The organism is Kitasatospora sp. NPDC092286 (assembly GCF_044755565.1).
Classification (GTDB): domain Bacteria; phylum Actinomycetota; class Actinomycetes; order Streptomycetales; family Streptomycetaceae; genus Kitasatospora.
On record NZ_JBIVRD010000056.1, the window covers coordinates 1 to 26,860 of the forward strand.

Annotated in this window: 28 protein-coding genes; 14 read left to right on the forward strand and 14 right to left on the reverse strand. The window is 75.0% G+C overall.

Going from position 1 to position 26,860, the window contains the following annotated elements; translation table 11 throughout:
- Positions 1–77: 77 nt before the first annotated feature.
- The 5 genes from ACIQIB_RS35910 to ACIQIB_RS35930 form a co-directional block, all read right to left on the reverse strand.
- Positions 78–290, reverse strand: a complete 213-nt coding sequence (locus tag ACIQIB_RS35910) for a glycosyltransferase (RefSeq protein ID WP_400763190.1) — start codon at positions 288–290, stop codon at positions 78–80.
- Entirely contained in the window at positions 191–1,036 is an 846-nt protein-coding gene (locus ACIQIB_RS35915) for a polysaccharide deacetylase family protein (RefSeq protein ID WP_400763192.1), read from the reverse strand. Before ACIQIB_RS35915 ends, ACIQIB_RS35910 begins: the two co-directional genes overlap by 100 nt.
- A gap of 20 nt (positions 1,037–1,056) precedes the next feature.
- On the reverse strand, positions 1,057–1,860 hold the full coding sequence (locus ACIQIB_RS35920) for an SDR family NAD(P)-dependent oxidoreductase (RefSeq protein ID WP_363610268.1): 804 nt from the start codon (positions 1,858–1,860) through the stop codon (positions 1,057–1,059).
- Between the two features lie 77 nt (positions 1,861–1,937).
- Positions 1,938–2,825 (reverse strand): DMT family transporter, encoded by an 888-nt coding sequence (locus tag ACIQIB_RS35925; protein WP_363610143.1) that lies wholly within the window; start codon positions 2,823–2,825, stop codon positions 1,938–1,940.
- An 88-nt stretch (positions 2,826–2,913) separates the two neighbouring features.
- Entirely contained in the window at positions 2,914–3,726 is an 813-nt protein-coding gene (locus tag ACIQIB_RS35930; protein ID WP_363610145.1) for an SAM-dependent methyltransferase, read from the reverse strand.
- Positions 3,727–4,055: 329 nt separating this feature from the next.
- On the opposite strand from ACIQIB_RS35930, the gene ACIQIB_RS35935 reads away from it, so the two are divergent.
- Positions 4,056–4,793, forward strand: a complete 738-nt coding sequence (locus ACIQIB_RS35935; RefSeq protein ID WP_400763195.1) for an RNA polymerase sigma factor — start codon at positions 4,056–4,058, stop codon at positions 4,791–4,793.
- Complete coding sequence (locus ACIQIB_RS35940; RefSeq protein ID WP_400763197.1) at positions 4,790–5,503, forward strand: hypothetical protein; 714 nt, start codon at positions 4,790–4,792, stop codon at positions 5,501–5,503. Before ACIQIB_RS35935 ends, ACIQIB_RS35940 begins: the two co-directional genes overlap by 4 nt.
- A gap of 48 nt (positions 5,504–5,551) precedes the next feature.
- Here the strand turns inward: ACIQIB_RS35940 and ACIQIB_RS35945 are convergent, their stop codons facing one another.
- The 5 genes from ACIQIB_RS35945 to ACIQIB_RS35965 all read right to left on the reverse strand — a co-directional run bounded on the left by ACIQIB_RS35945 (position 5,552) and on the right by ACIQIB_RS35965 (position 10,523).
- The gene (locus tag ACIQIB_RS35945; protein ID WP_400763199.1) at positions 5,552–7,276 is read right to left on the reverse strand and encodes a condensation domain-containing protein; all 1,725 of its coding nucleotides are present in this window, start codon (positions 7,274–7,276) and stop codon (positions 5,552–5,554) included.
- A gap of 110 nt (positions 7,277–7,386) precedes the next feature.
- Entirely contained in the window at positions 7,387–8,271 is an 885-nt protein-coding gene (locus ACIQIB_RS35950; protein WP_400763200.1) for a 4'-phosphopantetheinyl transferase family protein, read from the reverse strand.
- Between the two features lie 86 nt (positions 8,272–8,357).
- A complete protein-coding gene (locus ACIQIB_RS35955; RefSeq protein ID WP_400763202.1) occupies positions 8,358–9,188 on the reverse strand; it encodes a hypothetical protein in 831 nt (276 codons plus the stop codon).
- A gap of 4 nt (positions 9,189–9,192) precedes the next feature.
- A complete protein-coding gene (locus ACIQIB_RS35960) occupies positions 9,193–9,483 on the reverse strand; it encodes an acyl carrier protein (protein WP_363610157.1) in 291 nt (96 codons plus the stop codon).
- A gap of 107 nt (positions 9,484–9,590) precedes the next feature.
- The gene (locus ACIQIB_RS35965) at positions 9,591–10,523 is read right to left on the reverse strand and encodes a 3-oxoacyl-[acyl-carrier-protein] synthase III C-terminal domain-containing protein (RefSeq protein ID WP_363610159.1); all 933 of its coding nucleotides are present in this window, start codon (positions 10,521–10,523) and stop codon (positions 9,591–9,593) included.
- A gap of 97 nt (positions 10,524–10,620) precedes the next feature.
- Here ACIQIB_RS35965 and ACIQIB_RS35970 point away from each other — a divergent pair, with 97 nt between their 5' ends.
- The 5 genes from ACIQIB_RS35970 to ACIQIB_RS35990 all read left to right on the forward strand — a co-directional run bounded on the left by ACIQIB_RS35970 (position 10,621) and on the right by ACIQIB_RS35990 (position 15,237).
- The gene (locus tag ACIQIB_RS35970) at positions 10,621–10,920 is read left to right on the forward strand and encodes a hypothetical protein (protein WP_363610161.1); all 300 of its coding nucleotides are present in this window, start codon (positions 10,621–10,623) and stop codon (positions 10,918–10,920) included.
- On the forward strand, positions 10,917–12,131 hold the full coding sequence (locus ACIQIB_RS35975) for a glycosyltransferase (protein ID WP_363610163.1): 1,215 nt from the start codon (positions 10,917–10,919) through the stop codon (positions 12,129–12,131). Before ACIQIB_RS35970 ends, ACIQIB_RS35975 begins: the two co-directional genes overlap by 4 nt.
- 94 nt (positions 12,132–12,225) lie before the next feature.
- Positions 12,226–13,221 carry an ATP-binding cassette domain-containing protein gene (locus tag ACIQIB_RS35980; protein WP_400763205.1) on the forward strand — a complete coding sequence of 332 codons (996 nt, stop codon included), beginning with the start codon at positions 12,226–12,228 and terminating at the stop codon, positions 13,219–13,221.
- Positions 13,222–13,308: 87 nt separating this feature from the next.
- Positions 13,309–14,073 (forward strand): ABC transporter permease, encoded by a 765-nt coding sequence (locus ACIQIB_RS35985; protein WP_363610167.1) that lies wholly within the window; start codon positions 13,309–13,311, stop codon positions 14,071–14,073.
- A 198-nt stretch (positions 14,074–14,271) separates the two neighbouring features.
- Positions 14,272–15,237: an NAD(P)H-binding protein gene (locus ACIQIB_RS35990; protein WP_400763207.1), complete on the forward strand. Its 966-nt coding sequence runs from the start codon at positions 14,272–14,274 to the stop codon at positions 15,235–15,237.
- A 132-nt stretch (positions 15,238–15,369) separates the two neighbouring features.
- Here ACIQIB_RS35990 and ACIQIB_RS35995 read toward each other — a convergent pair whose 3' ends face one another.
- The 4 genes from ACIQIB_RS35995 to ACIQIB_RS36010 all read right to left on the reverse strand — a co-directional run bounded on the left by ACIQIB_RS35995 (position 15,370) and on the right by ACIQIB_RS36010 (position 19,920).
- Entirely contained in the window at positions 15,370–16,674 is a 1,305-nt protein-coding gene (locus ACIQIB_RS35995; protein ID WP_400763210.1) for a PLP-dependent aminotransferase family protein, read from the reverse strand.
- Positions 16,671–17,609 (reverse strand): alpha/beta hydrolase, encoded by a 939-nt coding sequence (locus tag ACIQIB_RS36000; protein WP_363610173.1) that lies wholly within the window; start codon positions 17,607–17,609, stop codon positions 16,671–16,673. Before ACIQIB_RS36000 ends, ACIQIB_RS35995 begins: the two co-directional genes overlap by 4 nt.
- A 303-nt stretch (positions 17,610–17,912) precedes the next feature.
- Positions 17,913–18,686, reverse strand: a complete 774-nt coding sequence (locus ACIQIB_RS36005) for a methyltransferase domain-containing protein (protein WP_363610175.1) — start codon at positions 18,684–18,686, stop codon at positions 17,913–17,915.
- Between the two features lie 139 nt (positions 18,687–18,825).
- Positions 18,826–19,920 carry an alpha-hydroxy acid oxidase gene (locus ACIQIB_RS36010; protein WP_400763214.1) on the reverse strand — a complete coding sequence of 365 codons (1,095 nt, stop codon included), beginning with the start codon at positions 19,918–19,920 and terminating at the stop codon, positions 18,826–18,828.
- A 170-nt stretch (positions 19,921–20,090) separates the two neighbouring features.
- Here ACIQIB_RS36010 and ACIQIB_RS36015 point away from each other — a divergent pair, with 170 nt between their 5' ends.
- From ACIQIB_RS36015 to ACIQIB_RS36045, 7 genes are all read left to right on the forward strand, one after another.
- Positions 20,091–21,533 (forward strand): class I adenylate-forming enzyme family protein, encoded by a 1,443-nt coding sequence (locus ACIQIB_RS36015; RefSeq protein ID WP_400763216.1) that lies wholly within the window; start codon positions 20,091–20,093, stop codon positions 21,531–21,533.
- A 69-nt stretch (positions 21,534–21,602) separates the two neighbouring features.
- Complete coding sequence (locus ACIQIB_RS36020; RefSeq protein WP_400763219.1) at positions 21,603–21,902, forward strand: acyl carrier protein; 300 nt, start codon at positions 21,603–21,605, stop codon at positions 21,900–21,902.
- Complete coding sequence (locus ACIQIB_RS36025; protein ID WP_400763221.1) at positions 21,899–22,159, forward strand: acyl carrier protein; 261 nt, start codon at positions 21,899–21,901, stop codon at positions 22,157–22,159. Before ACIQIB_RS36020 ends, ACIQIB_RS36025 begins: the two co-directional genes overlap by 4 nt.
- Positions 22,156–23,274 (forward strand): beta-ketoacyl synthase N-terminal-like domain-containing protein, encoded by a 1,119-nt coding sequence (locus ACIQIB_RS36030; RefSeq protein ID WP_400763224.1) that lies wholly within the window; start codon positions 22,156–22,158, stop codon positions 23,272–23,274. Before ACIQIB_RS36025 ends, ACIQIB_RS36030 begins: the two co-directional genes overlap by 4 nt.
- Positions 23,271–23,783: a beta-ketoacyl synthase N-terminal-like domain-containing protein gene (locus ACIQIB_RS36035; protein ID WP_363610187.1), complete on the forward strand. Its 513-nt coding sequence runs from the start codon at positions 23,271–23,273 to the stop codon at positions 23,781–23,783. Before ACIQIB_RS36030 ends, ACIQIB_RS36035 begins: the two co-directional genes overlap by 4 nt.
- A 156-nt stretch (positions 23,784–23,939) precedes the next feature.
- Complete coding sequence (locus ACIQIB_RS36040) at positions 23,940–25,559, forward strand: class I adenylate-forming enzyme family protein (protein WP_400654857.1); 1,620 nt, start codon at positions 23,940–23,942, stop codon at positions 25,557–25,559.
- Positions 25,556–26,821 carry a beta-ketoacyl-[acyl-carrier-protein] synthase family protein gene (locus ACIQIB_RS36045; protein ID WP_400763227.1) on the forward strand — a complete coding sequence of 422 codons (1,266 nt, stop codon included), beginning with the start codon at positions 25,556–25,558 and terminating at the stop codon, positions 26,819–26,821. The genes ACIQIB_RS36040 and ACIQIB_RS36045 overlap by 4 nt, the downstream gene beginning before the upstream one ends.
- Positions 26,822–26,860 lie beyond the last annotated feature (39 nt).

A 26,860-nucleotide genomic window follows, 5' to 3' on the forward strand; every position in this document is an offset into this window, starting at 1 on the left:
TCAGCCGGACGGGCGTAGGCCACCCGGCCCACACCCGCCAGGAAGATCAACACCTAGTACAAACGGGTGCCGTACACCTAGATCGTGATAGTCCCTTGTGCTCCTGCTCGCTGCCGGCCGACGTGGACGAAGACCGCCGCCTTGCCCAGCGCGGTCAGCTCGGCGATCGTCCCGGCACCCGAGCGGGAGATCACCACGTCCGCCAGGGCCAGGACGTCGGGCAGTTCGGCGCCGGCGAACCCGGTGAGCAGGTAGCGGTCCGCGAGGTGAGAGGGGAGGCCGGCGTCCACAGGCGGCTGTCGCGGCCGGAGGGCAGGCCGTGGTCGCGGAGGGGGCCGAGGGTGAGGGTGTGGGTGCGGCAGTGGGTGGCGATCAGGGGGAGGGCGGCGAGGGTGGCGCGCCAGGAGTCGGGGGCGGAAGTGCAGTCGGAGTCGTGCAGCAGGAGGGTGGCGCCGCCGGTGAGGCCGGGGCGGGCGGTGGCGTAGACGGAGGCCGCGGTGGCGTCGTCGGTCCAGTCCCGGCCCCAGGCGGTCCAGAGGACGGTGCGCAGTCCGAGGCGGTGGGCGGCGAGGGCCGGGCCGGCCGTGAGGACGCCGTAGGGCGGCCGGTACCAGCGCGGACGGGCGCCGCAGAGGTCGGTGACCGCCTCGGCGGTGCGGCGCAGTTCCCGCAGGTCGCGGGCGGGCGCGGGGTACCACGGCCGGCGGTGGTACCAGCCGTGGACGGCGACCTCGTGGCCGCGGGTGACCAGTTCGCGGCCGAGGCCGGGGGCGCGCTCCAGCATCGCGCCGAGCAGGAAGAAGGTGGCGCGCACGCCGAGTGCGTCCAGGGTGTCCAGGACGTACGGGGTGCTGCGCGGGTCGGGTCCGTCGTCGAAGGTCAGCGCCACATGGCCGGGCGCCGAACCGTAGCCGGCCAGGTGCCGGGCCGCCGTACGGCGCACGGGCGGCAGCCGGACGGCCGCCGGCGCGAGATGCAGGAGCTGGAGGCCCGCGGCCACTGCCGCGGCCCGGCGGGCGGCGCGGGCCCGGTCCATCGGTCTGCGCCTCCCCCGCCTCAGCCGAACCGGGCCGCCAGGCGCCGGAACGCCCCCGGCGCGACGCCGTGGAGGCGCGCGGGGAGGCCGAGCCAGTGCGGGACGAAGAGGCGGTCGCGGTCGGTGGCGATGGTCGCGAGGACGGCGTCGGCGACCCGGTCGGCCGAGACCGGGCGCGGCCGTTCCCGCTGGTAGGGGGTGCCGCGCCGGGCGAAGAACGGGGTGTCCACCGGTCCGGGCAGGACGAGCCGTACACCGACGCCGGTGCCGCGCAGTTCGTACCGGAGGCTCTCGGCGAACATCGCCAGCCCGCCCTTGGTGGCCGCGTAGACGGCCTCGTCACGGACCCCGACCTGGCCGGCGATCGAGCCGAGCAGGACGATCCGCCCGCGGCGCCGTTCCAGCATGCCGGGCAGCAGCAGCCGGACCAGCCGGAGCGGGGCGGCGAAGTTGACCTCGATCATCCGGTCGAGGGCGTCGGAGGGCATGGTGGCGAACGGTCCGCGCCAGCCGAGGCCGGCACTGGCGATCAGCACGTCCACCCGCCCGGCGGTGGCGAGGGCGGCTTCGGCCAGGCGCAGCGGACCGTCCGGTTTGCCGAGGTCCTGGGGCAGGGCGTGGCCTCCGGTGCGGGCGGCGACGGCGTCGAGGCGGGCGCGGTCGGTGCCGGAGAGCAGCAGCTGCCAGCCGGCGGCCGCCAGGCGGGTCGCGGTGACGGCGCCGATGCCGGAGGAGGCGCCGGTGACCAGAACGACCGGGCGATCGGCGGCGGCGGGGCCGGGCCGGCGGGCCCGGTGGGGTCGTCGGTGGACCTCGTCCGCCATGGTCACCTGCCGCTCTGTCCGTGCCTAGCCGTCCGTTTTGTCCGGAAAGCCACCTTCGCACGGCGGCGCCGCCCGGGCTACCGGGGCGGGACCGCCGCCTCCGTCTCCTGCTCGGCGGCGGCCCGGGCGCCGGCGGCGGCCTCGCTCTCCGGTTCGCCGAAGCGGGAGAGCAGGAAGGTGCCGCCGACGGCCACCACGAAGCCGGTGAGCGCGCACCAGGCGTAGCCGGGCCGGGCCGCGTCGCCCAGCACGACGACCCCGACCAGCGCCGGACCGAAGGTCTCGGTGACCGTTCCGGCGGCGGTCGCCGCCGTCACCGTGCCGCGCTGCAGCGCCAGCGCGTACGCCAGGTACCCGCCGAGGCCTCCGGCGGCGAGCGCGTACGTCGCCGGGTCGGTCAGGAAACCGACCGGGCCGGTGGGGTCCAGGACGCGGACGGCCAGGCTGGTCACGCCGAAGCCGGCCCCCGCGAGCAGGCCGAGGCCGGCCGCGGCGGCGTTCCCGTCACGCCGGACCAGGACCAGGGTGAGCAGCACCATCACCACCGTGGCGGCCAGCAGCGCCCAGTGGAAGACGGGCCCGGCGTGCTCGCGGCCCTCCCGGCCCGAGCCGAGTGCCAGCAGGGTGAGGCCGACGACCACGGCCGCGATCCCGCAGACGTCCCCGCGCCGCAGGCGGGCGCCGAGCAGCCGGACGGCGGCGAGCGCGGTCACCGCCAGGCTCGCGTTGGTGAGGGCCTGGACCAGGAAGAGCGGCAGGCTGCGCAGGGCGACGATGCTCAGGGCGAAGCCGGCGATGTCCAGTGCCGTGCCCAGCAGGAACTGCCAGGACCGGGCGAGCGCGGCCAGCAGCCCGGCCCGCACCCGGTCCGCCCGGGGGGCCGTCCGGGCGCCGCGGGCCTGGAAGACCGACCCGAAGCCGAAGCAGACGGTGGCGACCACGGCGGTGGTGAGTCCGAGCAGCATGGCTCTCCCAGCCTCGGCGGCAGGATCCACCCCCAGTCTGTCCCCGCGCCCGGCGGACCGCACCGGCGGTCGGGTGGGACCGGGGGCCCTACGGCTTCAGGGCGACGGCGGCGTAGGAGGCGGCCTCGGCGTCGCCGACCGGGCCGGCGCCGTCGCCGGGGTGGTCGGGGCGCCAGCGGGGGGTGGGGACGAGGCCGGGGGCGACGAAGGCCCAGCCGTCGAAGAAGCGGGTGAACTCGGACCGGGTACGGGCCTGCGCGGCGGTGCCGCCGGCCTCGTAGACGCGGACCAGCCGGGCGACCTCCTCGGGGGCGAACTCCGGGGTGACGTGGGACATCACCAGGGCGCTGCCCGGGACCAGGCAGTCCTTGAGGTGCTCGACGATCTCGTAGGCGCCGAGCGCGTCGGGGACGAAGTGGAGCAGGGCGTTGAGGGAGAGCCCGACCGGGCGGGTGAGGTCGATGGTCTCGCGCAGCCGGGGTGAGGCGAGCAGCGCGGCGGGGTCGGTGACATCGGCCGCGACGTAGGCGGTGCGGCCCTCGGGGGTGCCGGTGAGCAGGGCCTGGGCGTGCGAGAGCACGATCGGGTCGTTGTCGGCGTAGACGACCCGGGCCTGCGGGTGGATCCGCTGGGCGACCTCGTGCAGGTTGGGCGAGGTGGGGATGCCGGTGCCGATGTCGAGGAACTGGTCGATGCCGGCCCGGGCGAGGGCCCGGGTCGAGCGGTGCACGAAGGCCCGGTTGGCGCGGGCGGCGGCGCGCAGCCAGGGTGCGACGGCGAGCGCCTGGCCGGCGGCCTCGCGGTCGGCCGCGAAGTTGGTGAAGCCGCCCAGGTAGTAGTCGTACATCCGGGCCGAGTGCGGCACGTTCAGCCGCAGGTCGGCCCCGTCGTAGTGGCTCATTGCGCTCCCCCCGGGGTGACGGCCCCGGCCCGGGGCGTCGGCCGGGCCCACGACGGCCGGGCCCACGGCGGCCGGGCTCTGTGCGCAGGACCCGATGACAGGACCTGGTGGCAGGACCTTTCGATAGGTGCCCATCGCACCCGGGGACCAATCACCCCCTGTCACAGCCGGGTTCGAGGCAACGAACGATCATCAGATCAGAGAAGATGACAATCTGTGTTCGAATTGCAGCCTGGAGTGACAGAGCTGATGGAATGTCGGTGGGCACCAGACAGCCCCCACCCTCAGGCGGCCCGGCATGCAGACCACGGCCGCGGAAAGCAGGCTCGATGACGATCGACAGGGGTGTCCGCCCGCGCGGGCACCGGGGCGGGCCGGCGGTGGCGAGCCCGGCCGGGGCGTACGGCGACGGTGGGTACGGTGAGCACGGCGGGCCCGGTGAGTACAGCGGGCCCGGCGGCTATGGCGGCTACGGCGAGCGCGACTACCGCGACGGGGGCCGGGGCGAAGGCGGACAGACCGCCGAGGAGCCCGCCAACATCCGCCTGGAGCTGGCCTATTCGGCGTTCTGCGAGACCCATGAACCGGCCTGGCGGGCACTCGCCCTGACCCGGATAGGCAACCGCGCGGACATGGCGCTGGTCGTCGAGGCGGTGAAGGAGGACCTCGCGCGCTGCTGGCCGCATGTGCTGCGGTTCGAGGAGCCGGCCGCGTACGCCTGGCGGCTGGCCAACCGGCACGTCGCCGACTGGGTGGCCGGCGAGGAGCCGGTCGAGGTGGAGGCCGTCACCTTCGCCGCCGTGATCGGCGCCTTCAAGGACGTGGCGAACGGCCTGCTGCACAGCGAGGCGGACGAGGTCCGGCTCTACGCGGCGATCCTCGAACTCCCGGACCGGCAACGGGATGTGATCGTGCTGCGCTATCTGCTCGGCCTGCACGTCAAGGTGATCGGCGCCTACCTGGGCCGGCCGGTGGCGACCGTCCACTCCAATCTCCGGCACGCCAGGGACCGGCTCGCCAGACGGCTCGGGGTCCGCGAACTGCCCGACCGGGAGGGCGGTCAGTGAACCCCCGGCCCCGGCCCGAGGCGCTCACCGAACCGGGCGCGCCGCTGCTGGTCCCCCGGGCCGAACGGGCGCACGCCGCACGGATCGCGGCGCTGCGCCGGGCCAGGCTGACGGCCGCCCCCGCGCACCTGCCGTCCGAGCACGAGCAGGCCGCCTTCGAACTGGGCCTGGTGGTCGCCCTGGTGCTGAGCGCGCCGGACGCCTCCCGGGGCCTGGACCTCCTGGTCGACGCGCGGCGGATCCAGCCCGAGGGCGCGGAGGTGTTCGGCGCCCTGCTGTACGCCACGGGCCGCGCGGAGGGCGCGGAGTTCTGGTGGCGGTTCGCCGCCGGCTCCGGGAGCGGCACGGCGGCGTACTGTCTGCACCTGCACCACCTCAAGCTGGGCGAGACCGACGACGCGGACTACTGGCGGGCCTGGTCGGACCAGCTCACCGCCGCCGAACGCCCGGGCGGGACAGGCCCGTTGCGGGTGGGCCGACCGCTGCTGCCGGACGACGTGCGGCGCGACGTCCTCTCCCGCTGCCATCGCGGCCTGGCGCCGCGACTGCCGCCCGCGCTGGTCGCGGTGATCGACCGGCTGCCGCTCCAGGACGACGCGGAGGAGCCGGGTGAGGTGCCCAGCCCGTGGGGGCTCACCTCGGGCACGACCTCCGCCTGCTCCTGGGACGGCCCATGGGGCGACACGCAGAACAAGGAGCCGAACGAGTGACGCGGTGACACGTCCGGGTGAAGCTGCCGCCGCGCCGAGCGCACCCTTTCAGGTGAGCCGGACGAGCCGGGCGGCGACCTCCGGGGCGCGACCGCCCCCTTCGGCGGCCACCGGCAGGGCGTCCCAGGGCGGTGGAGCACCCGGCCCGGCACGGTGGACGACGTAGTGATGGGGGGCCATCGCGGTGTCCCGCCCGGGCAGGGCGGCGACCACGGCGCGGTGGGCGGTCAGCGGGGTGAGCGTGCCGTCCTCGGTGAGCAGCCGGGCGACCAGGCGGCCGTCGGTGAGTTCGACCCGTGCGGCCGCGGTACCGCCGAGGGCATGGGCGAGCAGGGCGCGAACGGCGTCCAGATCGATCCAGGAGCCGTCGATCCGGTGCCAGTCGCCGCTTCGGACGGTCGGCCGCAGGGCGGGCAGGGAAGGCAGGCCGGCCAGCGGCAGCGGACCGGCCGCGGCGGCCTTGAGGACGGCGAGCAGACCGTGCGCGAACTCCGCGGTCTCCGCCCGGTCGAGCACCTGTGGGCAGGTGACCAGGGCGAACTCCAGGCTCCCGGAGATCCGCAGGATGTTGAACATGATCCGGACCGGGATCGGCTGGTCGGGCAGCCAGGTGAGCTCGGGGTCGGCCACGGGCGCCGGGCGGGCGTCCGACATGGACTCCGGGATGGTGAGGCTGAGGTCGTTGACGACGACCTGCCGGGCGAAGCGGGAGCCCCGCAGATGGGCGACGTCCTCGATGGTCTGCCAGACCTTGGCGGCGTCCATGGTGCTGTTCCAGTAACCGGCGAGGGAGGCGGACTTGGCGCGGCCGATCAGCTCGTCGAGGTCGGCGGCGTCGGCGTCCAGGGTGAGCAGGGCGTCCTGGGCGAGCGTGCCGACATGGTCGGCCAGCACGGCCCGCTGACGGTTGGCGGACAGCGCCGAGATCACCAGGGCCGGCTGGTCCGCGCACCGGGCGACCAGGGCGGCGAAGGCGGCGAGCAGGACGACGGACGGGCTCGCCCCGGTCCGCCGGGAGGCCGCGGCCAGATCCTCGGCGGCCGCGCGGGAGCGCAGGACCACCGCGGCGACGCCGTCCGGAGGGCCGGTGATCCGGGAGTCGGCGAAGACGGCCTGCGGGCCGGTGGCGAGGAGTTTCTCCCAGTGCCGCAGGGACGCCGCGGCTTTGCGGCGGCCCTGGTCGCTCTGTTCGAGGGCGGCCACCTGCAGCGGGGTCCGCGCGGTGGCGGGCGGGAGCTCCTTGCCCGCGGCGAGGGCGAGCCAGTCCTGGATGAGCAGCGCGGTGGCCGCTCCGTCCGCACCGGCGTGGCAGACCACCACGATCAGCCGCAGCACCCGGTCGGCCTCGGTGAGGAGGGTGAAGCGCAGCCGCGGCGCGACCGTCAGGTCGAACCCGACAGCGACCCCGATACGCCCCAACTCATCGGCCAGGCGGTCCAGTTCGACGGCCTGGAGGCCGCCCGCTTCCACCGTCGTGACGGTGAACTCGCCCTCCGGGCACACCTCCTGACGGTCGGGGAAGGCGCCCGGGCCGGGGCCGGGCGGGAAGGCGGTGCGCAGCGATTCATGGCGTTCGACGAGAGCGCGCAGGGCGTCGAGCGCGGCGGGCAGGGTGGTGTCGTCGGGCACCGGCCAGACGGACTCCTTGTTGATCTGCTCGGGGTTGTCGCGCCGGATGCAGCGGATCATGTTGTCCTGGCCGAGGGTGAGCGGCCCTGAGCCGCTGCTCGCGCCACCGTACCGGACCGTGATCCGTCGGCTGGTCTCTGTCACGTGATACGCGCCCTTCGGCTGGCCGGGGTCTCGGCGGGATGCGGATCGGGACGCTATCAGCGGCCCCGAGAAGTGGTCCAGACCAGAAATCTGGGATAACTGACGGCTCGTCAGCTTTCTTGCCAGGCAAGGGCTGTCGGCGGATTCCAGGCTCGGCTTCGGACCCGGACCGGCCGCTCGCCGACGACCGCGACGGCGGCCCGGAACGGTCCGGGGACGGGGGTGTCGTGGACCTGGCACGGGCCCTCGCCCAGGGCGCCCACCTCGGCCAGGCGCAGCGGGGCCGGTCCGGCCAGCGGCAGGCCGAAGCCCTGGACCAGCCGCCCGCCGTACGCCTTGACGCAGGCCTCGCGGCGGCACCAGAGCCGGGTGAAGCGCTCGGCCCGGGCGGCGGGCGAGGGCGCATCGGCCAGGAATCGCGCTTCGGCGCCCGGGAAGTAGCGGTTCGCGATCCGGGAGGCCACCCGGGCGTCGCGGATCTCCTCGACGTCGGCACCGACCTCCCGGTGCTCGGCCAGCGCCAGCACGGCGAGGGCGCCGGAGGCGGAGTAGCTGATCCGCAACCGGCCGTCGTCGGTGACCGGTTCGGGCTTGCCGTGCGGACCGTGACGCCAGACGACCTCGGCGGGGTGAATACCGAGGCGCTCGGCGACCAGCAGCCGGACGGCGCCGTGGACGGCGGTGAAGCGGCGGCCGAGCAGCCGGTCGGGGCCGGCGGCGCGGGCGCGTTCACGGGGGTCGAGCAGGTGCCGAAGCCGCTGGAGCACGGGCTCGGGCTGGTCGGTCGGGATGACCCAGAGGTCGATCAGGTCGGCCGGGCCGGTCGGGTCCGCCCGGGCGATCGGGCCTGCCCGGTCGGGCAGTTCGGGCCGGACGGACGGGCGGGCCGGGCCGGTCGGAACGGCCCCGTCGGACGGCCGGGGCCGCCCCGCCGGGTCGATCGGTCGGGTCAGTTCGGGCAGGTCGGCCAGTTCGGACAGGTCGGGCCAACTCACAGGAACGGTCGGGCAGGTCGGGCCCGGAGGGTCGGCGCAATCAGCGCAATCAGCGGAATCGGCAGGGTCGGCGGCCGGCTCGGCCGTCACGGGCCGGGCCGCAGGGCCAGGGTGCTCAGCACGCCGAGCCTGCGGTCGTGGCCGGCGACCAGCACCGGCCGCTGTTCGGCCTGCCAGCCGGGCAGCCGCCCGGCCAGCTCCGCCCAGACCCCGGTGAACGGCTGGGCGGCGGAGGCCGTCACCGCCTCCCCGGAGTCGTCGCCCACCGCCAGGCCCGGGCCCAGGACGAGCGCGAGGCCCGCGCCCAGGGTCTCGGCCTGTGCCCGGACGGCCTTCTCCAAGGCCTCCGACGCCGGCTCCGGCTCCGATGCCTGACGTACCGTCAGCCCACCCCCGCCCGCCTCCTCGCAGACCAGGACCACGACACAGTGCCGCTCGGGCAGTTCCACCGGCTCGGCCGGCCGGTAGTGCAGCGCCGTCTGCTCGACGACGACCACCACCGCACGGCGGCAGACCCCGGTGCGCTGGTAGTCGGCGGCGATCCGCAGCGCGGTGAAGGCGGCGGCCGAGCCCTGGTCGCAGACGGCGAAGGCCAGCGGCGAGCCGGGACAGGACCGGCTCATGGCGAGCGAGGCGGGGGCGCCGGGGCGGACGTCCGGGGTGTCGAACGCCAGGATCAGCAGGTCCACCGGTCCGCTGTCGGCCAGGGCCTCGCCGAGCAGGCCCTCGGCCATCTCCGCGTAGGAGTGCCCGACGCCCTCGCCCAGCAGGTCCTCCCGCAGCGGCAGGCCGTACGGGCGGACCAGGTCGGAGACGAAGACCCGCAGGTCCGGGTCGAGCGAGGTCTCCGACCGGCCGTCGACGTACCTCGCCAGGACCTTGCTGATCCGCAGGCCCCGGCCGGTCTCGGCGGCCACCCGGTCAGTCCTCGGGGATGACGTGCCCGGCGACGTAGTCGGCCAGTTTCGTCACCGAGCGCAGGTCGTCCTCGCCGATCTGCTCGACGTCCACCTGGATGTCCAGCGACTCCTCGACCTCCAGGATGAGTTCGATGGTGCCGGCCGAGGTGAGGCCGAGGTCGTCGAAGAGGCAGGCGTTCTCCGGGATCTCGGGGAGGTCGCGCTTGAGGACGCGGGGCAGCAGCTCGCCGATGCTCCGCAGGATCCGGTCGCGCAGTTCGGTATCGGTGGTCTGGACCGCGGGTTCTGACATGGGTGTCCCGTCCCGTCGTACGTGGAATGTGAATGGGGGGCGGCCGGCCGAGGTGGTCGTCCCCGCCGCGCCGATACGTCGCCCGGGCCCGCCAGGCTGACGGTACGTCAGTGTTCGACGGCCATGGCGGAGAAGGTGGCTCCGACACCGGCGGCGGCGATCAGGTAGCGGTCGCCGCGCTGGAGCAGCCCCCGCGTGGTGGCGGTGTGGAGATTGATGAGGCTGTCCGCAGCGAAACTGTGCCCGACCTTCGGCACGTTGTCCAGCACCACCCGGTCGACCGGGTAGCCGATCCGGCGGCAGATCATCCGCCAGGAGGCCTGGTTGACGTTGTGCGGAAGCACCGCCGCGAGGTCCGAGAGGTCCAGACCTGCCTGGTCGAGGGCGGCCTCCATCGCCTCGATCATCACCGCCGGGTACTCCCGCTGGTAGCGCGCGAGCAGGTCCGGGTCCTCGGCCAGCCGGCCGTCGAACTCCGGCCGGTGGCGGACGGCGTAGGAGAGCACCCGGTTGCGCTCGCCGGTGGCGCGGACCAGGCAGGCGGCCGCGCCCTCGGCGAAGATCCCGGTCTCGGGTACCACCTGGGCGTCCTTGGTGAAGGTCTTCTCCCCCGCCAGCACCAGCGCCAGCGCCTCCGGATCCGGGTCGCCGGCCAGCAGCCTGCCTGCCAGGTCCACCGCCAGCAGGCCCACCGCGCAGGCGTGGTGGGTCACCGTGAAGGCGTTGGCGTGGGACAGGCCGTAGCGGCCGAGGAGCTGGTGCAGCGGGTTGAGCGGGTAGGGCACCGCCACCGGCATGCTGCGCGCGTGGATCACGAACCGGACATGCCGTTCGCGTCCGCGCAGCTGCGGTAGGGCCTCGACGGCGGCGCCGAGCAGGTCGGGCAGCGTCCCGTCCGGGTCCAGCCGTAACTGGTCCAGGCCGTGGAAGCGGCGAAAGAGTCGAAGTTGACGTGGGGTCAGGCCGATCCGCTCGCCCACCGCCTCGATGGGCACGGTGAGGTGGGGGAGGTGAACGGCCACTGCCTCCAGTGCTGTCACGCGGGCTAGTATTCCGACGCCCGACGGGTCGCACAAGTGATCTCGGGCCGTTCTGAGACTCACACGCCCCGTGCCGTCGAGCAGGTGGAGCCCCCCGATGACCGATCGTGAACCCCCCGATTCCCCCGCCCCGGTGAGCCCGGAGCTGATCGCGCTGCTGCTGGAGGCCGCCGAGGCGCCGCCCGAATGGGCATCGTTGGTGACCCCGCAGGCCCGGCTGGACGGCGACCTGACGCTGGACGAGGTCGAACTGGCGGCCCTGGCCGCGAAGCTGCGTGAGCGCTACGGCCCGGCGGCCGATCTCGACCGGCTGCGCGCCGGGCTCGACCTGGCCGGCCTGGAGGCCCTGACCGTCGCCGACGTGCAGCGGCTGATCGCGGCGCAGGTGCGCCGATGAGCCGCTTCCTGCTGGTGGTGCCGCCGCTGACCGGGCACATCAACCCGACGGTGGGCCTCGCCCGCGAGCTGACCGCGCGCGGGCACGAGGTGGCCTGGACGGGGACGGAGTCCGTGCTGCGGCCGCTGCTCGGGCCCGGGGCGACGGTCCTGGGGACGGGCACCCGGGCGTTCCGGGCGCAGGGCGGACACGGGCTCGCCGCCCTGCGGTCGCTCTGGGAGGGCTTCATCGTCCCGTACGCGCGGTTCACCGCGAAGCCCCTGGACGCCGTCGTCCGGGAGTACCGGCCGGACGCGCTGCTGGTCGACCAGCACACCCCGGCCGGTGCGCTGGTCGCCCACCGGCACGGGCTGCCGTGGGCGAGCCTGGCGCCCGGCGCGATGGAGCTGGGCCGGCCGTTCCGGACGCTGCCGCAGGTCGAGGCGTGGATGACCGGCCTGCTGGGCGGGCTCTGGCAGCGGGCCGGACTGCCCGGGGAGGAGTACACCGATCCCCGTTTCTCCCCCGCCCTGGTGCTGGCGCTGACCGGCTCCGCGCTCACCGGCCCGGAGCCGTTCCCGGACCACTACGCGCTGGTCGGGCCGGTGCTGGCCGAACGGCCGGCCGACCCGGACTTCCCCTGGGAGCGGCTGCTGCCGGGGCGGCGGCGGGTCCTGGTGACCATGGGCACGCTGGCCGGGGACATCGGCGCGGACTTCCACGCGCGGGCGGTCCGGGCGCTGGAGCTGTGCGGGGACGACGTGCAGCCGGTGATCGCCGCACCGCGCGAGCTGCTGCCCGAACTGCCGCCCCACGCGGTGGCGGTGGACCGGGCACCGGTGCTGGAGCTGATGGCCCGCGGGGCGCTGGACGCGGTGCTCTGCCACGGCGGGATGAACACCGTCGGCGAGGCCCTGGCACACGGGATTCCGCTGGTCACGGCACCGATCCGGCACGACCAGCCGTTCGTCGCGGCGCAGGTCGCGGCGGCCGGCGCCGGGCTGCGGGTACCGTTCGCCCGGGTCGCACCGGAACTGCTGGCGCACCGGCTGCGGACCGTCCTGGACTCGGCCGCCCACCGGGAGTCCGCCGTCCGGGTGGGTGCCGCGCTGCGCGCGGGCGGCGGGGCGGTGACGGCGGCGGACCGGCTGGAGGCGCTGGTCACCGGCGGGGCGGCCGCGGTGCCCGGCGCGGCGCCGACGGCCGAAGAACATGCACATCCATTGGTCTAGGCCATTGTTTCCCGACCGTCGGAGACTCTAGGGTGGGCGCGCAGCACCGTTTTCTCAGGTGCCCCGGCAGCCCATCCCAGCACGGGAGTTCTGGTTGATCGAGACCAAGGGACTGCGCAAGTCCTATCGCAAGAACACCTCCCGCAAGCGCGGTGAGAACACCACCGTCGACGCCGTCCGCGGCATCGACCTGTCCGTCGCCGCAGGCGAGATCTTCGGTTTCCTCGGCCCCAACGGGGCCGGGAAGACCACCACCATGCGGATGCTCGCCACCCTGATCCGCCCGGACGGCGGGCAGGCCCGGATCGCCGGGGCCGACCTGCTCACCGACCCGGCCGAGGTCCGCCGCCGGATCGGCTATGTCGCCCAGGGCGGCGGCACCACCGACACGGTCAGCGCCCGCGAGGAACTCGTCCTCCAGGCGAGGATGTACGGCGCCGCCAAGGCACCGGCCCAGCACGCCGCCGAGGCCGCGCTGAAGGCCTTCGACCTGGAGGAGTTCGGCGACCGGCCGTGCGTCACCTACTCGGGCGGCCAGCGCCGCCGGGTGGACATCGCGCTCGGGGTGATCCACGCGCCCCAGGTGCTCTTCCTCGACGAGCCGACCGTGGGCCTGGACCCGGTCAGCCGCGGCCGGCTCTGGGAGGAGATCCGCCGGCTGCGCACCGAGGGCATGACGGTCGTGGTGACCACGCACTACCTGGACGAGGCGGACGCGCTCTGCGACCGGGTGGCGATCGTCGACCACGGCGAGGTGGTGGCCGAGGGCACCCCGGAGTCGCTCAAGCGGGAGATCTCCGGGGACGTCGTGCTGGTCGGGCTGGAGCCCGGCGGGGCGGGCTCCGAGGAGGACGGCTCCACCGCCGAGCGGGCGGCCCGGGCCCTGCGCGCGCAGCCGTACCTGCACCGGCTGGAGCTGCACGGCGAGGACGGGCTGCGGCTCTACCTGGACGACGGCGCGGCGGCCATCCCGCAGCTGCTGCGTGTCCTGGACGGCGCGGGCGTGACGCCCGGCACCGTGCAGCTCCAACGGCCCAGCCTGGACGACGTGTTCCTGGCGCGGACGGGCCGTTCGCTGAAGCAGGCCTGACCCGCCGCGGCTCCGGCCCTGTCTCTCTCCCCCTTTTTCCAGCCCCTCTCCGCCTCCACGCTCCGACTCCACCTTCTGGGGACACCGATGAAGCTCGCCCGCGACACCTGGCTGGTCTTCCAGCGGCAGTTGCTGCTGATGATCCGCACCCCGGTCTGGATCGCCGTCGGAATCATCCAGCCGGTCTTCTACCTGCTGCTGTTCGCACCGCTGCTCAAGAAGGTGCTGGCGCCGGACGGCGCGTCCTCCTACGCCGACGCCTACCAGGTGTACGTACCGGGCCTGTTGGCGGTGCTCTGCATCTTCGGCGGCCTGTTCACCGGCTTCAGCCTGCTGGGCGAGCTGAAGGCCGGGATCATCGAGCGGTCCCGGGTGACCCCGGTCAGCCGGCTGGCGCTGCTGCTCGGGCGGGCGCTGCGGGAGATGGTGGCGCTGCTGGTGCAGGCGGTCATCATCACCGTGATCGCCCTGCCGTTCGGCCTGCGGGTGGGGCCGGTGAACCTGCTGCTCGCCTATCTGCTGCTGGGGCTGCTGGCGCTGATGACCTCGGCCGTCTCCTACGGCATCGCCCTGATGGTGCCGAGCGACGCGGCGATGGCCCCCGTGGTGAACACCATCGCGCAGCCGATCGCGCTGCTCTCCGGGGTGCTGCTGCCGCTCACCCTGGCGCCGGACTGGCTGCAGCAGACGGCCCGGTGGAACCCCTTCTACTGGGCCGTGGAGGGCATGCGGGCGCTGTTCTCGGGCCACCTCGGGGACAGCGCGGTCTGGCAGGGGCTGCTGGTGGTGGCCGTGATGACGGTGGCCGCCGTGTACTGGTCGGCGCGGCTGTTCTCCACCCGGGTGCGCTGAGCACCGGCGGAAGCGGGGGCGGGGCCCATTCGGCCCCGCCCCCGCTTTCGGCTGTCACGCGCCGTCGACGACACGCTGCGTGACCGGCTACGGGCGGGGAGGGGCCGCCGGATCCTGCCGACCGGGCGCGGCGAACGTACCCTCGTGCCCGGGGCCCCAGGCCGCCGGAGAGCACGACTCGATGACAGGAGGAGCCTCATGACAGGCGAGCAACCGGTTCTCGTGACCGGCGCCACCGGCAGTGTGGGCGGCGTGGGCAGGCTGGTGGCCGACGCGCTGCGACGGCGTGGCCTGCCGGTCCGCGCCCTCGTCCGGGTGGATGACGAGCGGGCCGAGGTGCTGCGCGCACTGGGTACCGAGGTCGTGGTGGGAGACCTGACCCGCGGTGCGGACGTCGCTCGCGCGTTGGACGGCTGCGGGCGGATGTACTTCGGCATGGGCGTGTCCGCGCAGTACCTGGAGGCGACGGTGACCGTGGCCTCCGCGGCCCGCCGGTACGGCGGCCTGGAGGTGCTGGTCAACATGAGCCAGATGACCGTCTCGCAGATGGATCTCACCAGTACGGCCGAATCGGCGCAGCAGCGCCAGCACTGGCTGGCCGAACAGGTCCTGGACTGGTCGGGCCTGCCCGTGACACACGTTCGGCCGACCGTGTTCCTGGAGAATCCGCTCTTCCGGGTCTTCGCGTACGAGTCGATGGCGAGGGACGGGACGATCCGGCTGCCCTTCGGGTCCGGCCGCACCTCCCCCGTCGCGGCCGCGGATGTCGCGGAGGTCATCGCGACGGTCCTGGCGGACCCCGCTGCGCACGTCGGCCGCCGCTACGAACTGACCGGACCCGTCTCGCGGGACCTGACGGAGCTGGCCGCGGAGTTCTCCGCGGTGCTGGGCCGGCCCGTTCGCTACCTCGACCCGCCGTACGACCGGTGGGTCGACCGGGAGTTGCGCCCGCTGGGGCTTCCCGGCCACGTCTTCGAGCACCTGGCGACCATGGCCCGCCTGCACGCCCTCAACCGCTACGACCGCGCCACCGGCGACATCGAGCTGGTCACCGGACGGCCGCCCACCGGGCTGCGGGAGTACGTCCGGGACAATCCCGGGCTGTTCCCCTCGGCGGCCCGCGCTGACGCCGGAGAGAACCCGGGCGGGCCGGCCGGGCCGTAGTGCCGTATCCGTCGCTGGTGCGGCCGATGGTCCCATGACCCCGAACGCGCCAGGCGGTGACCGATGTCGCCCGGCGCGTTCCAGGGCGAAACGCCCGGTCAGGCGCTCCCGGCCGTCAGGTGCTCCCGGCGGTCACACCTGGGCGCGGACGAAGCGCGCCAGGCTCTCGACGCCGTCCGCGATCTGCTCCGTCGTCAGCGAGCTGATGGAGAGCCTGAGCCGCCGCTCGCCCCCGCCCCCCGGGTAGAACGGCGCCATCGGCGTCCAGAGCACCCCGTGGTCGCGGGCGCACCGCTCCATGGCCGCGTCGTCGGCGGTGAACGGCACGGTCAGCACCGCGAAGAAGCCGCCCTCCGGACGGTTCCACGCCAACCCCAGGCGCCGGCGCTCCGGTTCGGGGAACCGCCGTTCCAACTCCCCCAGCAGCGCCGTCATGTTGGCCGCGTAGTAGGCCGTCGCGCGGGCGTTGGCGGCGCGCAGCCGGCAGTCGTGGTGCAGCAGCATGCCGCCGATGACGGCCTGGCTCAGCGCCGGGGTGTTGACGGTCGTCATGCTCTTCAGCTTGGCGAGTTCGTCGGCGAGCAGCGAGCGGCGCCCGCCGGGCCCGGCCACCTCCTGGTCGGCGACCACATAGCCGAGCCGGGCGCCGGGGAAGCAGGTCTTGGCGAAGGAGCCGAGATAGACCACCTGGCGGCGGTGGTCGAGCGCCTTCAGGGTGGGCCGCTCGCCGGGGTCACGGGCGAAGAAGCCGTACGGGTTGTCCTCGATCACCAGCAGCCCCTCGTCGGCGGCCGCGTCCAGCAGCCGGGCCCGGGCCGGGACGGGCATGCTGGTGCCCGAGGGGTTGGCGAAGTCGGGGACGACGTAGAGCGCGCGGGGCCGCCGCCCCCCGGCCCGGACGGCGGCCGCGGCGGCCCGGACGGCCTGCGGGTCGGGCCCGCCGTCCGGGCCCTCGGGCACCGGGACGGTGGTGAGGTCCAGCAGCCGGGCGGCGCCGGTGACGCCGACGTAGCAGGGCGAGCTGACCAGCAGCACGTCGTCCGGGGTGGCGCAGAGCGCGCGCAGGGTCAGCAGCATGCCCTCCTGCGCGCCGACGGTGAGCACCAGGGCCTCGGGGGCCACCGTGAGGCCCTCGTCGTTGGCCAGGGTGCGGGCGACCAGGTCGGCGACGATGCCCTTGGTGGGCCCGTACTGGAACAGGGCGGTGCGGACGGCGTCCCGGTCGAGGCCGCGGTCGGCCAGGTGGGCGAGGTAGGTGTCCAGATAGGTGTGGACGTCCTCGGGTTCGAAGAAGCCCTCGTAGGGGCGGCCGGGGGCGAAGGAGACCGCCCCGGGGTAGCGGGTGGTGACCTCGTTGAGGAAGGTCATCGCGTCCAGCAGCGGGTCCGAGAGGGAGGCGTGGAGCTCGCCGAGTGCCAGCGGCGGCGCGGCGTTCACCGCAGGGCCCCGCGCAGCCGCTCGGCGGCGTACCGCTGGGCCTCGCCGGCGGCGTCCAGGACGCCGGTCATGGCGAAGAATCCGTGCGGCACGCCCTCGTACCGGCGGGCCTCGACCGGGACGCCGGCCGCGCGCAGGGCCTCGGCGTACTGCTCGCCCTCGTCGCGCAGCGGGTCGTACTCGGCGGTGATCACGGTGGCGGGCGGCAGGCCGGCCAGGCTCGGGGCGCGCAGCGGGGAGGCGTGCGGGTGGTCGCCGTCGGCGGCGTCGGCGAGGTAGTGGCCCCAGTACCAGGCGACCGAGCGGCGGTTGAAGAGCAGCGGGTCGTCGTGCTCGCGCAGCGAGGCGGTGTCGGCGCGGTGGTCGGTGTTCGGGTAGACGAGCAGTTGGTGGCGGAGGGCCGGGCCGCCCTCGTCGCGGGCGAGCAGGGTGAGGGCGGCGGCGAGGTTGCCGCCCGCGCTGTCGCCGCCGACGGCGAGGCGTTCGGGGTCGATGCCGAGGTCGGCGGCGTGGTCGGCGAGCCAGCGGGCGGCGGCACGGCAGTCGTGGACGGCGGCCGGGAAGGGGTGTTCGGGGGCGAGGCGGTAGCCGACCGAGGCGGTGACGCAGCCGACGGCGTTGGTGAGGCGGCGGCAGATCGCGTCGCTGGTGTCGGGCGAGCCCAGGGTCCAGCCGCCGCCGAAGAGATAGAGGAGGGCGGGCAGCCTGCGGCCGGTGGGCTCGGGGCGGTAGAGCCGGAGGGCGAGCCGGCCGCCGTCGGGGCCGGGGACGCGGTGCTCCTCGACGGCGGCGACCGGTTCGGGGGTGCCGGCGGCGGCCCGGATGTCGGCGAGGTCGGCGGCGCGGGCCTCGGCCGGGGTGAGGGTGTAGAGCGGGGGCGTGCCGGCGCTCGCGCGGCGGTCTCGCAGCGCCTCGGCCTGGGGGTGCAGTGGCATGTGGTCATCCCATCGGGCTGGGGGGTCGAACGGCCTGCGCCGGGGCCGGGCTTGCGCACCGGGCCCCGGCGGTCGGCCTGAAGGGCGGGAGGTCGGGCCCCGGCGGACGATCGGCGAACGACCTCGCGGGCGGCGGGTCACCGCCCGGCGGGCATCCGGGGGACGGCCCGGCGGGCAGTGGCCGGTGTCCGCCGACGAACGTCGAACGGCCTTACGGGCAGCGGGTCGTGGCCTGTCGGGCAACCTGCGGACGGCCGCCCGGGCAGGGGTTCGGAGCCCGCCGGACGAGCGGGGGCCCGGCTCTCAGCGGTCGGCCTCGACGTAGACGGTCTCGTCCGTGCGGAACGCGGTGTCGAGGTCGGCGACGTCGGCGCGGACACCCTCCCGGTAGGCGCAGTGCCGGATCTGCCCGGGCTCGAAGCCGGCCAGGGTGAGCACGTGCCGCAGTTCGTCCAGGTCGTAGATCCACTGGTGGCCGTAGTAGCGGAAGATCTGGTTGACCAGGAAGGCCGGGCGCTGCGGCATCGGCGGGCCGAAGCCCATGGTGGTGAGCCGTCGGCGGTGCTTGGCGAGGAAGCCGTCGTCGGTGGTGTAGCCGGCCAGGTAGCGGGCCAGGTCGGGGGTGGTGATCCGCAGGACGCCGCCGGGGCGGAGCACCCGTCGGGCCTCGCGCAGCCAGCCGACCGCGACCGGCATGGTGACGTGCTCGATCAGGTGCTCGGCGTAGACCCAGTCCACGCTGGCGTCGGCGAAGGGCAGCGGTTCGGCGATGTCGAGCTGGGTGAACCAGCGGTCTCCGTCGACGCGGTAGAGGGTGCCGGGTTCGGTCGTGGTGCCGGGGGCCCGCAGGGCGGTGAGGTCGGTCCCGAGGCCGGCCGGGTGGGCGGTCCGGAAGGCGGCGAACTCGATTCCGGTGAGTCCGAGTTCGCGGAATCCCTCGTGATCGCGCGGAAGGCCGGTGGGGGCCGGTTCGAGCTTCTGACAGGTGGCGACCCCGGCGCTGAAGCCGTCGAGGCGGGCGGCGAGGCCGTCGGGGTCGTCCCAGTCCCAGCCGGGGAAGGCGTCCTGCTTCTTCATGGCGTCGGTCTTTCTGTGCGGGTGCGGGGCCCTGGTCCGGCGGGGCGGACGGGCGCGGCCCCGGCGCGGGGCCGGGGCCGGTTCGGGGTGCGGGCCGGGCTGCTGGGCGCAGGCCGGGCAGGTCCTGACGGGCCGGGCCCTACGACACGGGCCAGGGGGCGAGGGCGGTCCGGTTCAGCTCCGCGAGCCGGGGGCGCCCCAACAGGGCCATGGTGTGCTCCAGTTCGTCCCTCAGCAGGGTGAGGACACGGGCCACCCCGGCCTCTCCCCCAGTGGCGAGCCCCCACAGGACCGGGCGGCCGACCAGGACGGCGCGGGCTCCGAGGGCGAGCGCGACGGCGATGTCGGTGCCGCTGCGCACACCACCGTCGAGCAGGACCGGGAAGTCCGGCGGAAGGGCCTCCACGACCTCGGGGAGGGCGGCGAGGCCGGGCAGGGCGCCGTCCAGCTGGCGGCCGCCGTGGTTGGAGACCACGACCGCGTCGACGCCGTGCTCGGCGGCGAGCCTGGCGTCCTCGGCGGTCAGGATGCCCTTGAGGACCAGCGGCAGTCGGCTGCGCTCACGTATCCAGGCCAGATCGTCCCAGGTCAGAGTGGGGTCGAACTGCTCCCGGGCGTGGTCGGCGATGCCCGAGGAGCCGGCGTCGGCACGGTGGCTGGCGGCCATCAGGGCCGGGTCCAGGTTGACCGCGCGGATCTGCGGCGGGACGGCGAAGCCGTTGCGCAGGTCGCGCAGCCGACGGCCGATCCGGGGGGCGTCCACGGTGAGCATCAGGGCACCGAAGCCGGCCGCCTCGGCGCGTTCGATCAGCGCGGCGAGGGCGTCGCGGCGGCGCAGCCAGTACAGCTGGAGCCAGAGCGGGCCGGTGGCCGCGGCGGCGATCTCCTCCAGGGTGCGGCTGGCGAAGATCCCGGCGACGAGCAGCGCCCCGGCCCGGCCGGCCGCGCGGGCGGTGGCGGTCTCCCCCTCCGGATCGACCAGTCGGTGGTAGGCCATCGGGGCAATTCCGACCGGCAGTTCGAGCAGGCTTCCGAGCAGGGTCTGCGCGAGCGAGCAGACCGAGACGTCGACGAGCGTACGGGGCCGCAGTGCGTAGCGGCCGAACATTTCCGGGTTCGCCGCCATGGTGCGTTCCGCACCGCTTCCACCTTCGATGAAGTCCCAAATTTCTGGGGGAAGTTCGGCGCGCGCAGCGCGCTCGATCCCGGCCAGCGTGAGTGGTCCCACGGGCATCCTCGTTCCCGGACGGCCGCGCTCGGACCTGTCCCGGAACGGGAGCGTAGGAGGTCCAGACCACATTGGTATAGACCTTGATTTGACCAATCGTCTGTGCAATCGTCTGGCAACGGAATTGGCCGTATTGGTTTGAACGGCGTCCATGTCAAATCTCCTCACTGCGTGGAGTGGCGTTGACCGGCATTTCCCTCTCTTCACCTCCGCCCTTCTCGCCCCCGCACACCGACGCCCCGGAACACTGGGCGGAACGGTTCCTGCTGGCCGGCCCCGGGGGCGAGGAGTGCCTTCGTTTCGGCACACCCCTCGACCGCGACGCCCTGCGCGCCCTGGTCGAGGGACAGGCCGAGCGGCTCTCCGCCGCCGGCCTGGGCCCCGGCGGGACGGTGGCCCTGCGGCTGCCGCCCTCCACCGCCTTCGTCACCGTGCTGCTGGCCAGTTGGCGGCTGCGCGCCCAAGTGATCCTGCTGGACCACCGCCTGACGGCCCATGAGATCGACCTGGCGGTCGAACGGCTGGCCCCACAGGTGCTGGTAGGGTCGGCACACCGGCCCTCGGGGTCGCTGCGCGGCTTCTCCGAGGTCGAGCCGGTGGCCGTCCGACTGTCGAACGGCCGGCCCGCCGGGACCGGGCACGCCCTGGTCCAGCTCAGCTCCGGGTCCACCGGCCCGGCCAAGGTGATCGCCCGCACCGCCAGTGATCTGATCCGCGAACTCGGCTGCTACCAGCAGCTGGTGGACTTTCCCGGCGAGGGCGAGCGGGTGGTGCTGCTCTCCTCGGTAGTGCACGTTCTCGGACTGGTCGGCGGGCTGCTCAACAGCCTGCACGCCCGCGCCCCGCTGACCGTGCCGGAACGGATGACGGCCGCGGGCATCCTCGCCACCGTCGCCGCCGACGACCGGCCCACCACGGTGATCGGCGTACCCTTCCACGCCGAACTGCTGTCCGGCACGGCCGCACCCCCGCCGCTGCCGCAGCTGCGCCGGATGATCGTGGCGGGCGAACTCGTCCGCCCGGGACTGCCGGACCTCTTCACCGCCCGCTACGGCGTGCCGCTGGGCACCATGTACGGGATGACCGAACTCGGCGTCATCGCGACCGATCTGACGGCCGGTCTGCACCCGGCGAAGGAGCCGGTCGCCGGGATGGAACTACGGATGGTGGAAGGAGAGTTGCAGATCCGGACGGCCGCCTCGCCGTATCCGGGGCTGGACGATCCGACCCGCTGGTCGGACGGCTGGCTGCACACCCGGGACGCCGCCGTGCTGGACCGGGCCACCGGGCGGGTCACCGTCCTCGGCCGCCGGGACTCCCAGGTCTCGATCGGCGGCCTGAAGGTGGACCTCACCGAGGTCGAGCAGACGCTCGCCGCCCTGCCCGGGGTCCGCGAGGCCGTCGTGGTCTTCGACGCGGGGGCCGTGGAGGCCTACCTCGCCGTCGAGGAGGGCGCCGACCCCGCCCTCGTCCAGGACGGACTCGCCGGGCGGCTCGCCGCCTACAAGCGGCCGCGCCGCCTCGCCTTCCTGCCCCTCCTCCCCCGTACCGCCACCGGGAAACTGCTGCGCGACCCCGCCGCCCTGCGCGACGCGGCCACGGCCGCGGTCCCGACCTGAGACCCGGCCCGTACCCGACCTTCCCCGACACCGCGCGCGCCGCACGCGCGCGAGCACAAGGAGCACACCATGCAGGACCGCATCCGCGAGTTCGTCCTCGCCGCACTGACCGAAATGCAGTACGACGTCTCCGAGGTGACCGGCGACACCGACCTCGGCCCGGCCGGACTCGACCTCGAGTCGCTCGCCCTGGCCGACCTGTCGGTGCAGGTCGAGGACGAGTTCGGGGTCAAGTTCGACCTCGACGAGATGGAGTCCACCGCGCTGATGACGCTCGACCAGTTCACCGCCGACATCGCCGCGCGGATCAACGCCACCACCGCCGCCGCCACCGCCACCGCCACCGCCACCGCGGGCAGCCCGGCGTGACCGGCACCGCACTCCCCGGCCGGGCCGAGGTCCTCGGCATGCTGGCGGCGTTCGGGCAGCGCACCGCCGACACCGTTCCCGAAGAGCTCGGATCGCTCGAACTGACGTGGCTGATAGCCGAGTTCGAGCAGAGCTACGGCATCGAGCTGGATCTCGACGACGAGCGGTTCGAGGCCGTCCGCACGGTCGACGCCGCCACCGAGCTGCTGCGCGAGGCCGTCCTCGCCGCCGCGCCCGCCGGAGCCGCGCAGCCATGACCGGCCACGCCCCGCCCGCCGTCCGGCCCGTGGTCACCGGGCTCGGCGTGCTCAGCGCCGTCGGCCGCGGGCTCGACGCGCTCGCCGAGGCGACCGCCCACGGCAAGGCCGCGTTCGGCCCGGTCACCCGGTTCGACGTGTCCCGGCGCCGGACCACCCGGGCCGCGCTGCTCGCCGAACCGGTGGCGCTCGCCGACGCCGTGCTCGACGTCACGGCCCAGGCCTGCCGGCAGGCCGGCCTGACCGCCGCGGACGGCGCAAAGATGCCCGTCCTGCTGGCCCTGCACAGCGATCTGCGGACCAGGGAGGTCACCGCGGCCGTCACCGCGGGGGCCGGAGCGGCCCTCGGGGTCCGGGGCGTCACCCGGGTCTACACCGGCGCCTGCGTCGCGGCCGGGACGGCGGTGGCCGACGCCGCCGCACTGGTCGCCGCCGGCCGGCACACCCGGGTCCTGGTGGCGGCCGGGCACCTGGTGGAGCCGGGCGTCTTCGGAGCCTTCGACGCCGGCCGGGCGCTGGCCCGCGACGGCGAGCTGCGCCCGTTCAGCGCCGGACGGACCGGCACCCTGCTCGGCGACGCGGCCGCCGCCGTGGTCGTCGAGGCCGGGCCCGCCGCCGAGCGGCGCGGCGCGCCCGTGCTCGCCCGGCTGGCCGGCTGGGGCCGGGCCGGCGACGCCCACCACGTCTGCCGCCCCGAACCGAACGGCGACGGGGCGGCGCGGGCCGTCGAGGCGGCACTCGCCCGGGCGGGCGCCGACCCGACGGAGGTCGGCTACGTCAACGCCAACGGCACCGGCTCGCCGCTCGCCGACCTGGCCGAGGCGCGCGCGCTGCGGCGGGTCTTCGGGGCGCATGCCGACCGGCTGCCGACGAGCTCCAGCAAGTCCGTCCACGGCCACGCCCTGGAGGCCTCCGCACTGCTCGAACTCGCCGTCACCATAGCGGCGTTGCGCGACGGCCTGCTGCCGGTGAACGCCGGCTGGCTCGGCCCGGACCCGGACGTCGGCCTCGACCTGGTCCTGGACGGCCCGCGCGCCGCTCGCCCCCGCTACGCGCTCAGCCTCAACTCCGCCTTCGGCGGCGCCAACACCGCACTTCTGGTGGCCGCCGGATGAACGGACCCCGCATCCTCGCCGAGGGCCGCTGGCCCGACCCGGAGCTGCCCGGCGGACTCCCCCCGCTGCCCGGCTTCTCCGCCTCCTCGTTCAGCCCGCTGGTGGCCGAGGCCGCCGAGCGCTGTCTCCGTGCCCACCACGGCGCCGACGCACCGGCCCCCGGCCGCACCGCCCTGCTGCTCGCCAGCAGCGGCGGCGACCGGGCCACCGCGCGGGCCATCGACACCGCCGCCGCCTCCGGGCAGCGGGTGCCGCCCCTGCTGTTCTTCCAGTCCAACCCCAACGCCGTACTCGGGCACATCGCCGCCCGCTGGGGCCTGACCGGCCCCGTCGTGGCGATCAGCCCCGCCGAGGCCGTACCCGGGCACGTCCCGCAGGACGCGCTCGACCTGGCGGCGCTGCTGCTCGCGGACGGCGACGCCGACCAGGTCCTCGTCATCGCCGCCGAGCAGGCGGACGACGACGGCCGCCCCGACCGGGCCGTGGCCCTGCTGGTCGCCGCCGGCTGACCCCCCCCCCCGGCCGCCCCGGCCGGACACCTCCGCGCCCTTCGAGCACCCCGCACGGAGCGCGCCCCACCGCGCCCACCCACCGCCATCGGGCGGACGGCCCCACCCGCCGCGCGCCGCCGCAGCACACCCAGCACCATCGGAGGATCCACCACCGTGAGCATCCGCAGTATCCGCACCCTTCTGGCGGACGACCCCGACGTCGGCGCCGGCAACGTACTGACCAGCCGCATGGCGCTCGGCCTCGGCCTGGACGAGCCGCTGCTGGCCTTCGACACCCCGGTGGACGGCCACGCCGCCTGGCACCCCTTCACCCTGCGGGAACTCGACCGCGCCGTCCGGGCCCGGGCCGCGGCCCTGCACTCCCTCGGCATCACCCGCCGCGACCCGGTGGTGGTGTACGCGACCGACGCCGCCGACCACGTCCTGGCCTTCCTCGCCCTCACCCGGCTCGGTGCCATCCCCGCGCTGCTCAACCCCAACGTGGACGGCGAGCGGGCCGCCCGCTACATCGGCCGGCTCGGCGCGGCCGGCGTCCTCGCCGACGGCCCGCACCTCGCCGCCCTCGCCGGCCACGACACCGGCACCCCCGTGCTTCCCGAGATCGGCACGCTCGGCGCAGGCGACCCGGACGCCGCCCCGGCGCCCTACCGCCACTGGTCCGGCGACCCGGTGGCGATCACCCACTCGTCCGGCACCACCGGCATGCCCAAGGCCGTGGTGCACTCGCACGCGAGCCTGTACGCGGCGATCCGCCACCGGCTGCGGATGCCCCGCCCGCAGGGCCAGGAGCGGATGCTCAGCGCGCTGCCCGCGCCGCACGCCGCCACCCTGATCGCGGTCAACCTGGCGCTCAGCTCGCACACCGAACTCGCCCTGCTGTCGAAGCAGTCCGGCACCGGAGTGCTGGACGCGATCGAGCGCCGCCGGCCGACCGGGGTGATCGGCTTCGCCGCCACCTGGGCCGAGCTCGCCCACCACGACCTCAGCGAGCGGCACCTGGACTCCGTCGCGCTCTGGTGGAACACCGGCGACTGCGCGCACGAGGTGCACATCCGCCGGCTGATCGCCGCGGGCAGCCGGGAGACCGTCACCCGCCAGGGCCGGGTGCGCGCCCCCGGATCGCTGTTCGTGGACGGCCTCGGCTCCACCGAGATGGGCCACTCCCACTTCTTCATCACCCACGGCCCCGGCACCGAGCGCTACGGCCGGTGCGTCGGCCGCCCGCACGCCTTCGTGGACTGCGAGGTGGTCGGCCCGGACGGCGAGCCGCTCGGCCCCGGCGAGGTCGGCGAACTGGCCACCACCTCCCCCACCCTGGCGCTCGGCTACTGGAACGACTCGGCCACCACCTTCCGCACCCGGCTCCGCGGCCGCTTCCTCACCGGCGACCTGATGTACCGGGACGAGGAGGGCTACTACTACCACGTCGACCGCGCCGTGGACTCGATCGAACTCGGCGGCGGCAAGCGGCTGTTCACCGCGATGTCGGAGGAGCGGGTACTGGCCCGCTGCCCGGACGTGGCGGACTGCACGGTGGTCGCCGTCCGGGACGGCGACCGGGTCGTCACCGACGTGCTGCTGATCCTGGCGGCCGACGCCGACCCGCGGACCGACCGGACGAAGGAGGTCACCGCCGCCCTCGACGAGGCCACCGCCGCGACCGTCCGGCAGGTCCTGGTCGTGGCGGGCGACGACATCCCGCTCGGCCCGACCGGCAAGGTCCGCAAGGTGCTGCTCCGGCAGCGCTACCTGGACTCGGCGGGCGCCCGATGAGCCCGGCCGGCGGGCGCCCCGCCGCCGTCATCACCGGCATCGGCCTGGTCACCCCGCTGGGCCGCAAGCCCGCCGAGGTGTTCGACGCGCTGACCGCCGGCCGCTCCGGCATCCGGGCCCTGCCCGAGGGCCACGCCGCGCACGGCTGGCTGACCACCGCCGGGCTCGCCCCCGCCGTGGACGGCCGCGAGGTGCTGCCACCGACCGAGACCCGCTGCGTGGACCGCTTCGTGCTGCTCGCCCTCGCCGCCGCCGACGACGCGCTCGCCGACGCCGGCCTGGTGGTCGGCCGGGACGCCGACCCGCACCGCACCGCCGTCGTCCTCGCCACCGGCGGCGGCGGGCTGGAGACCTTCGAGCAGCAGTCGCACCGGCGGCTGGAACGCGGCCGGCCCGGCGTCAGCCCGTACCTGCTGCCCGGCATGCTCTCCAACATGGCCACCGCCCGGATCGCCATCAAGCACGGTATCCGGGGCTACAGTTCGGCGATCGTGACGGCCTGCGCGGCCGGCGCCCAGGCCGTCGCCGAGGGGCTTCGGCTGATCCGGGCCGGGGACGCGGACGTGGTGGTGTGCGGCGGCAGCGAGTCCTCACTGCACCCGACCATCGCCGCCGCTTTCACCAACGCCCGTGCGCTGTCGAGTGGTTGGGACGACCCGGAGCAGGCGAGCCGGCCGTTCGACGCCCGCCGCAACGGCTTCGTGCTCGGCGAGGGCAGCGCCGTGCTGGTCCTGGAACGCGCCGAGCACGCGGACGCGCGCGGGGCGGCCGGCTACGCCGACCTGACCGGCTGGGGCGCCTCCACCGACGCCCACCACCCGACCATGCCGCGCCCGGACGGCGCGGGCGCCGCCGACGCGATGCGCTCCGCACTCGCCAACGCGGGCCTGTCCCCCGCCGACATCGGCTACGTCAACGCGCACGGCACCGGCACCAAACTGGGCGACGTCGCCGAGGCGGCCGCGCTGCGCTCCGTCTTCGGCGGGGACGGGCCCGCCGTCAGCTCCACCAAGGGCGCGACCGGCCATCTGCTGGGTGCCGCCGGAGCCCTGGAGGCCGTGGTCACCGCGCTGGCGGTGGCCCGGGGGACGCTGCCGCCCACGGTGAACCTCACCGACCCCGACCCCGCCTGCGACCTCGACCACGTCCGGGGCGCGGCCCGGTCCGCACCGCCGCGCCCCGCGCTGAGCAACGCCTTCGCCTTCGGCGGCCACAACCTCAGCCTGATCTTCGGCCCGGCGTCCACCCGGGCCACCAAGTAGCGCTCCGCCCACCGTCTTTTCCGTACGTCCGGGGAGAAC

Bases quoted from the DNA above. Each gene is read 5' to 3' on its own strand.
- ACIQIB_RS36045 (WP_400763227.1), top strand. From the start codon at position 25,556: ATGAGCCCGGCCGGCGGGCGCCCCGCCGCCGTCATCACCGGCATCGGC.
- ACIQIB_RS35985 (WP_363610167.1), top strand. From the start codon at position 13,309: ATGAAGCTCGCCCGCGACACCTGGCTGGTCTTCCAGCGGCAGTTGCTG.
- ACIQIB_RS36030 (WP_400763224.1), top strand. From the start codon at position 22,156: ATGACCGGCCACGCCCCGCCCGCCGTCCGGCCCGTGGTCACCGGGCTC.
- ACIQIB_RS36000 (WP_363610173.1), bottom strand. From the start codon at position 17,609: ATGCCACTGCACCCCCAGGCCGAGGCGCTGCGAGACCGCCGCGCGAGC.
- ACIQIB_RS36035 (WP_363610187.1), top strand. From the start codon at position 23,271: ATGAACGGACCCCGCATCCTCGCCGAGGGCCGCTGGCCCGACCCGGAG.
- ACIQIB_RS35975 (WP_363610163.1), top strand. From the start codon at position 10,917: ATGAGCCGCTTCCTGCTGGTGGTGCCGCCGCTGACCGGGCACATCAAC.
- ACIQIB_RS35960 (WP_363610157.1), bottom strand. From the start codon at position 9,483: ATGTCAGAACCCGCGGTCCAGACCACCGATACCGAACTGCGCGACCGG.
- ACIQIB_RS35925 (WP_363610143.1), bottom strand. From the start codon at position 2,825: ATGCTGCTCGGACTCACCACCGCCGTGGTCGCCACCGTCTGCTTCGGC.
- ACIQIB_RS35920 (WP_363610268.1), bottom strand. From the start codon at position 1,860: ATGGCGGACGAGGTCCACCGACGACCCCACCGGGCCCGCCGGCCCGGC.
- ACIQIB_RS35930 (WP_363610145.1), bottom strand. From the start codon at position 3,726: ATGAGCCACTACGACGGGGCCGACCTGCGGCTGAACGTGCCGCACTCG.
- ACIQIB_RS36010 (WP_400763214.1), bottom strand. From the start codon at position 19,920: ATGCCCGTGGGACCACTCACGCTGGCCGGGATCGAGCGCGCTGCGCGC.
- ACIQIB_RS36005 (WP_363610175.1), bottom strand. From the start codon at position 18,686: ATGAAGAAGCAGGACGCCTTCCCCGGCTGGGACTGGGACGACCCCGAC.
- ACIQIB_RS35970 (WP_363610161.1), top strand. From the start codon at position 10,621: ATGACCGATCGTGAACCCCCCGATTCCCCCGCCCCGGTGAGCCCGGAG.
- ACIQIB_RS35935 (WP_400763195.1), top strand. From the start codon at position 4,056: ATGACGATCGACAGGGGTGTCCGCCCGCGCGGGCACCGGGGCGGGCCG.
- ACIQIB_RS35915 (WP_400763192.1), bottom strand. From the start codon at position 1,036: ATGGACCGGGCCCGCGCCGCCCGCCGGGCCGCGGCAGTGGCCGCGGGC.
- ACIQIB_RS36020 (WP_400763219.1), top strand. From the start codon at position 21,603: ATGCAGGACCGCATCCGCGAGTTCGTCCTCGCCGCACTGACCGAAATG.
- ACIQIB_RS35990 (WP_400763207.1), top strand. From the start codon at position 14,272: ATGACAGGCGAGCAACCGGTTCTCGTGACCGGCGCCACCGGCAGTGTG.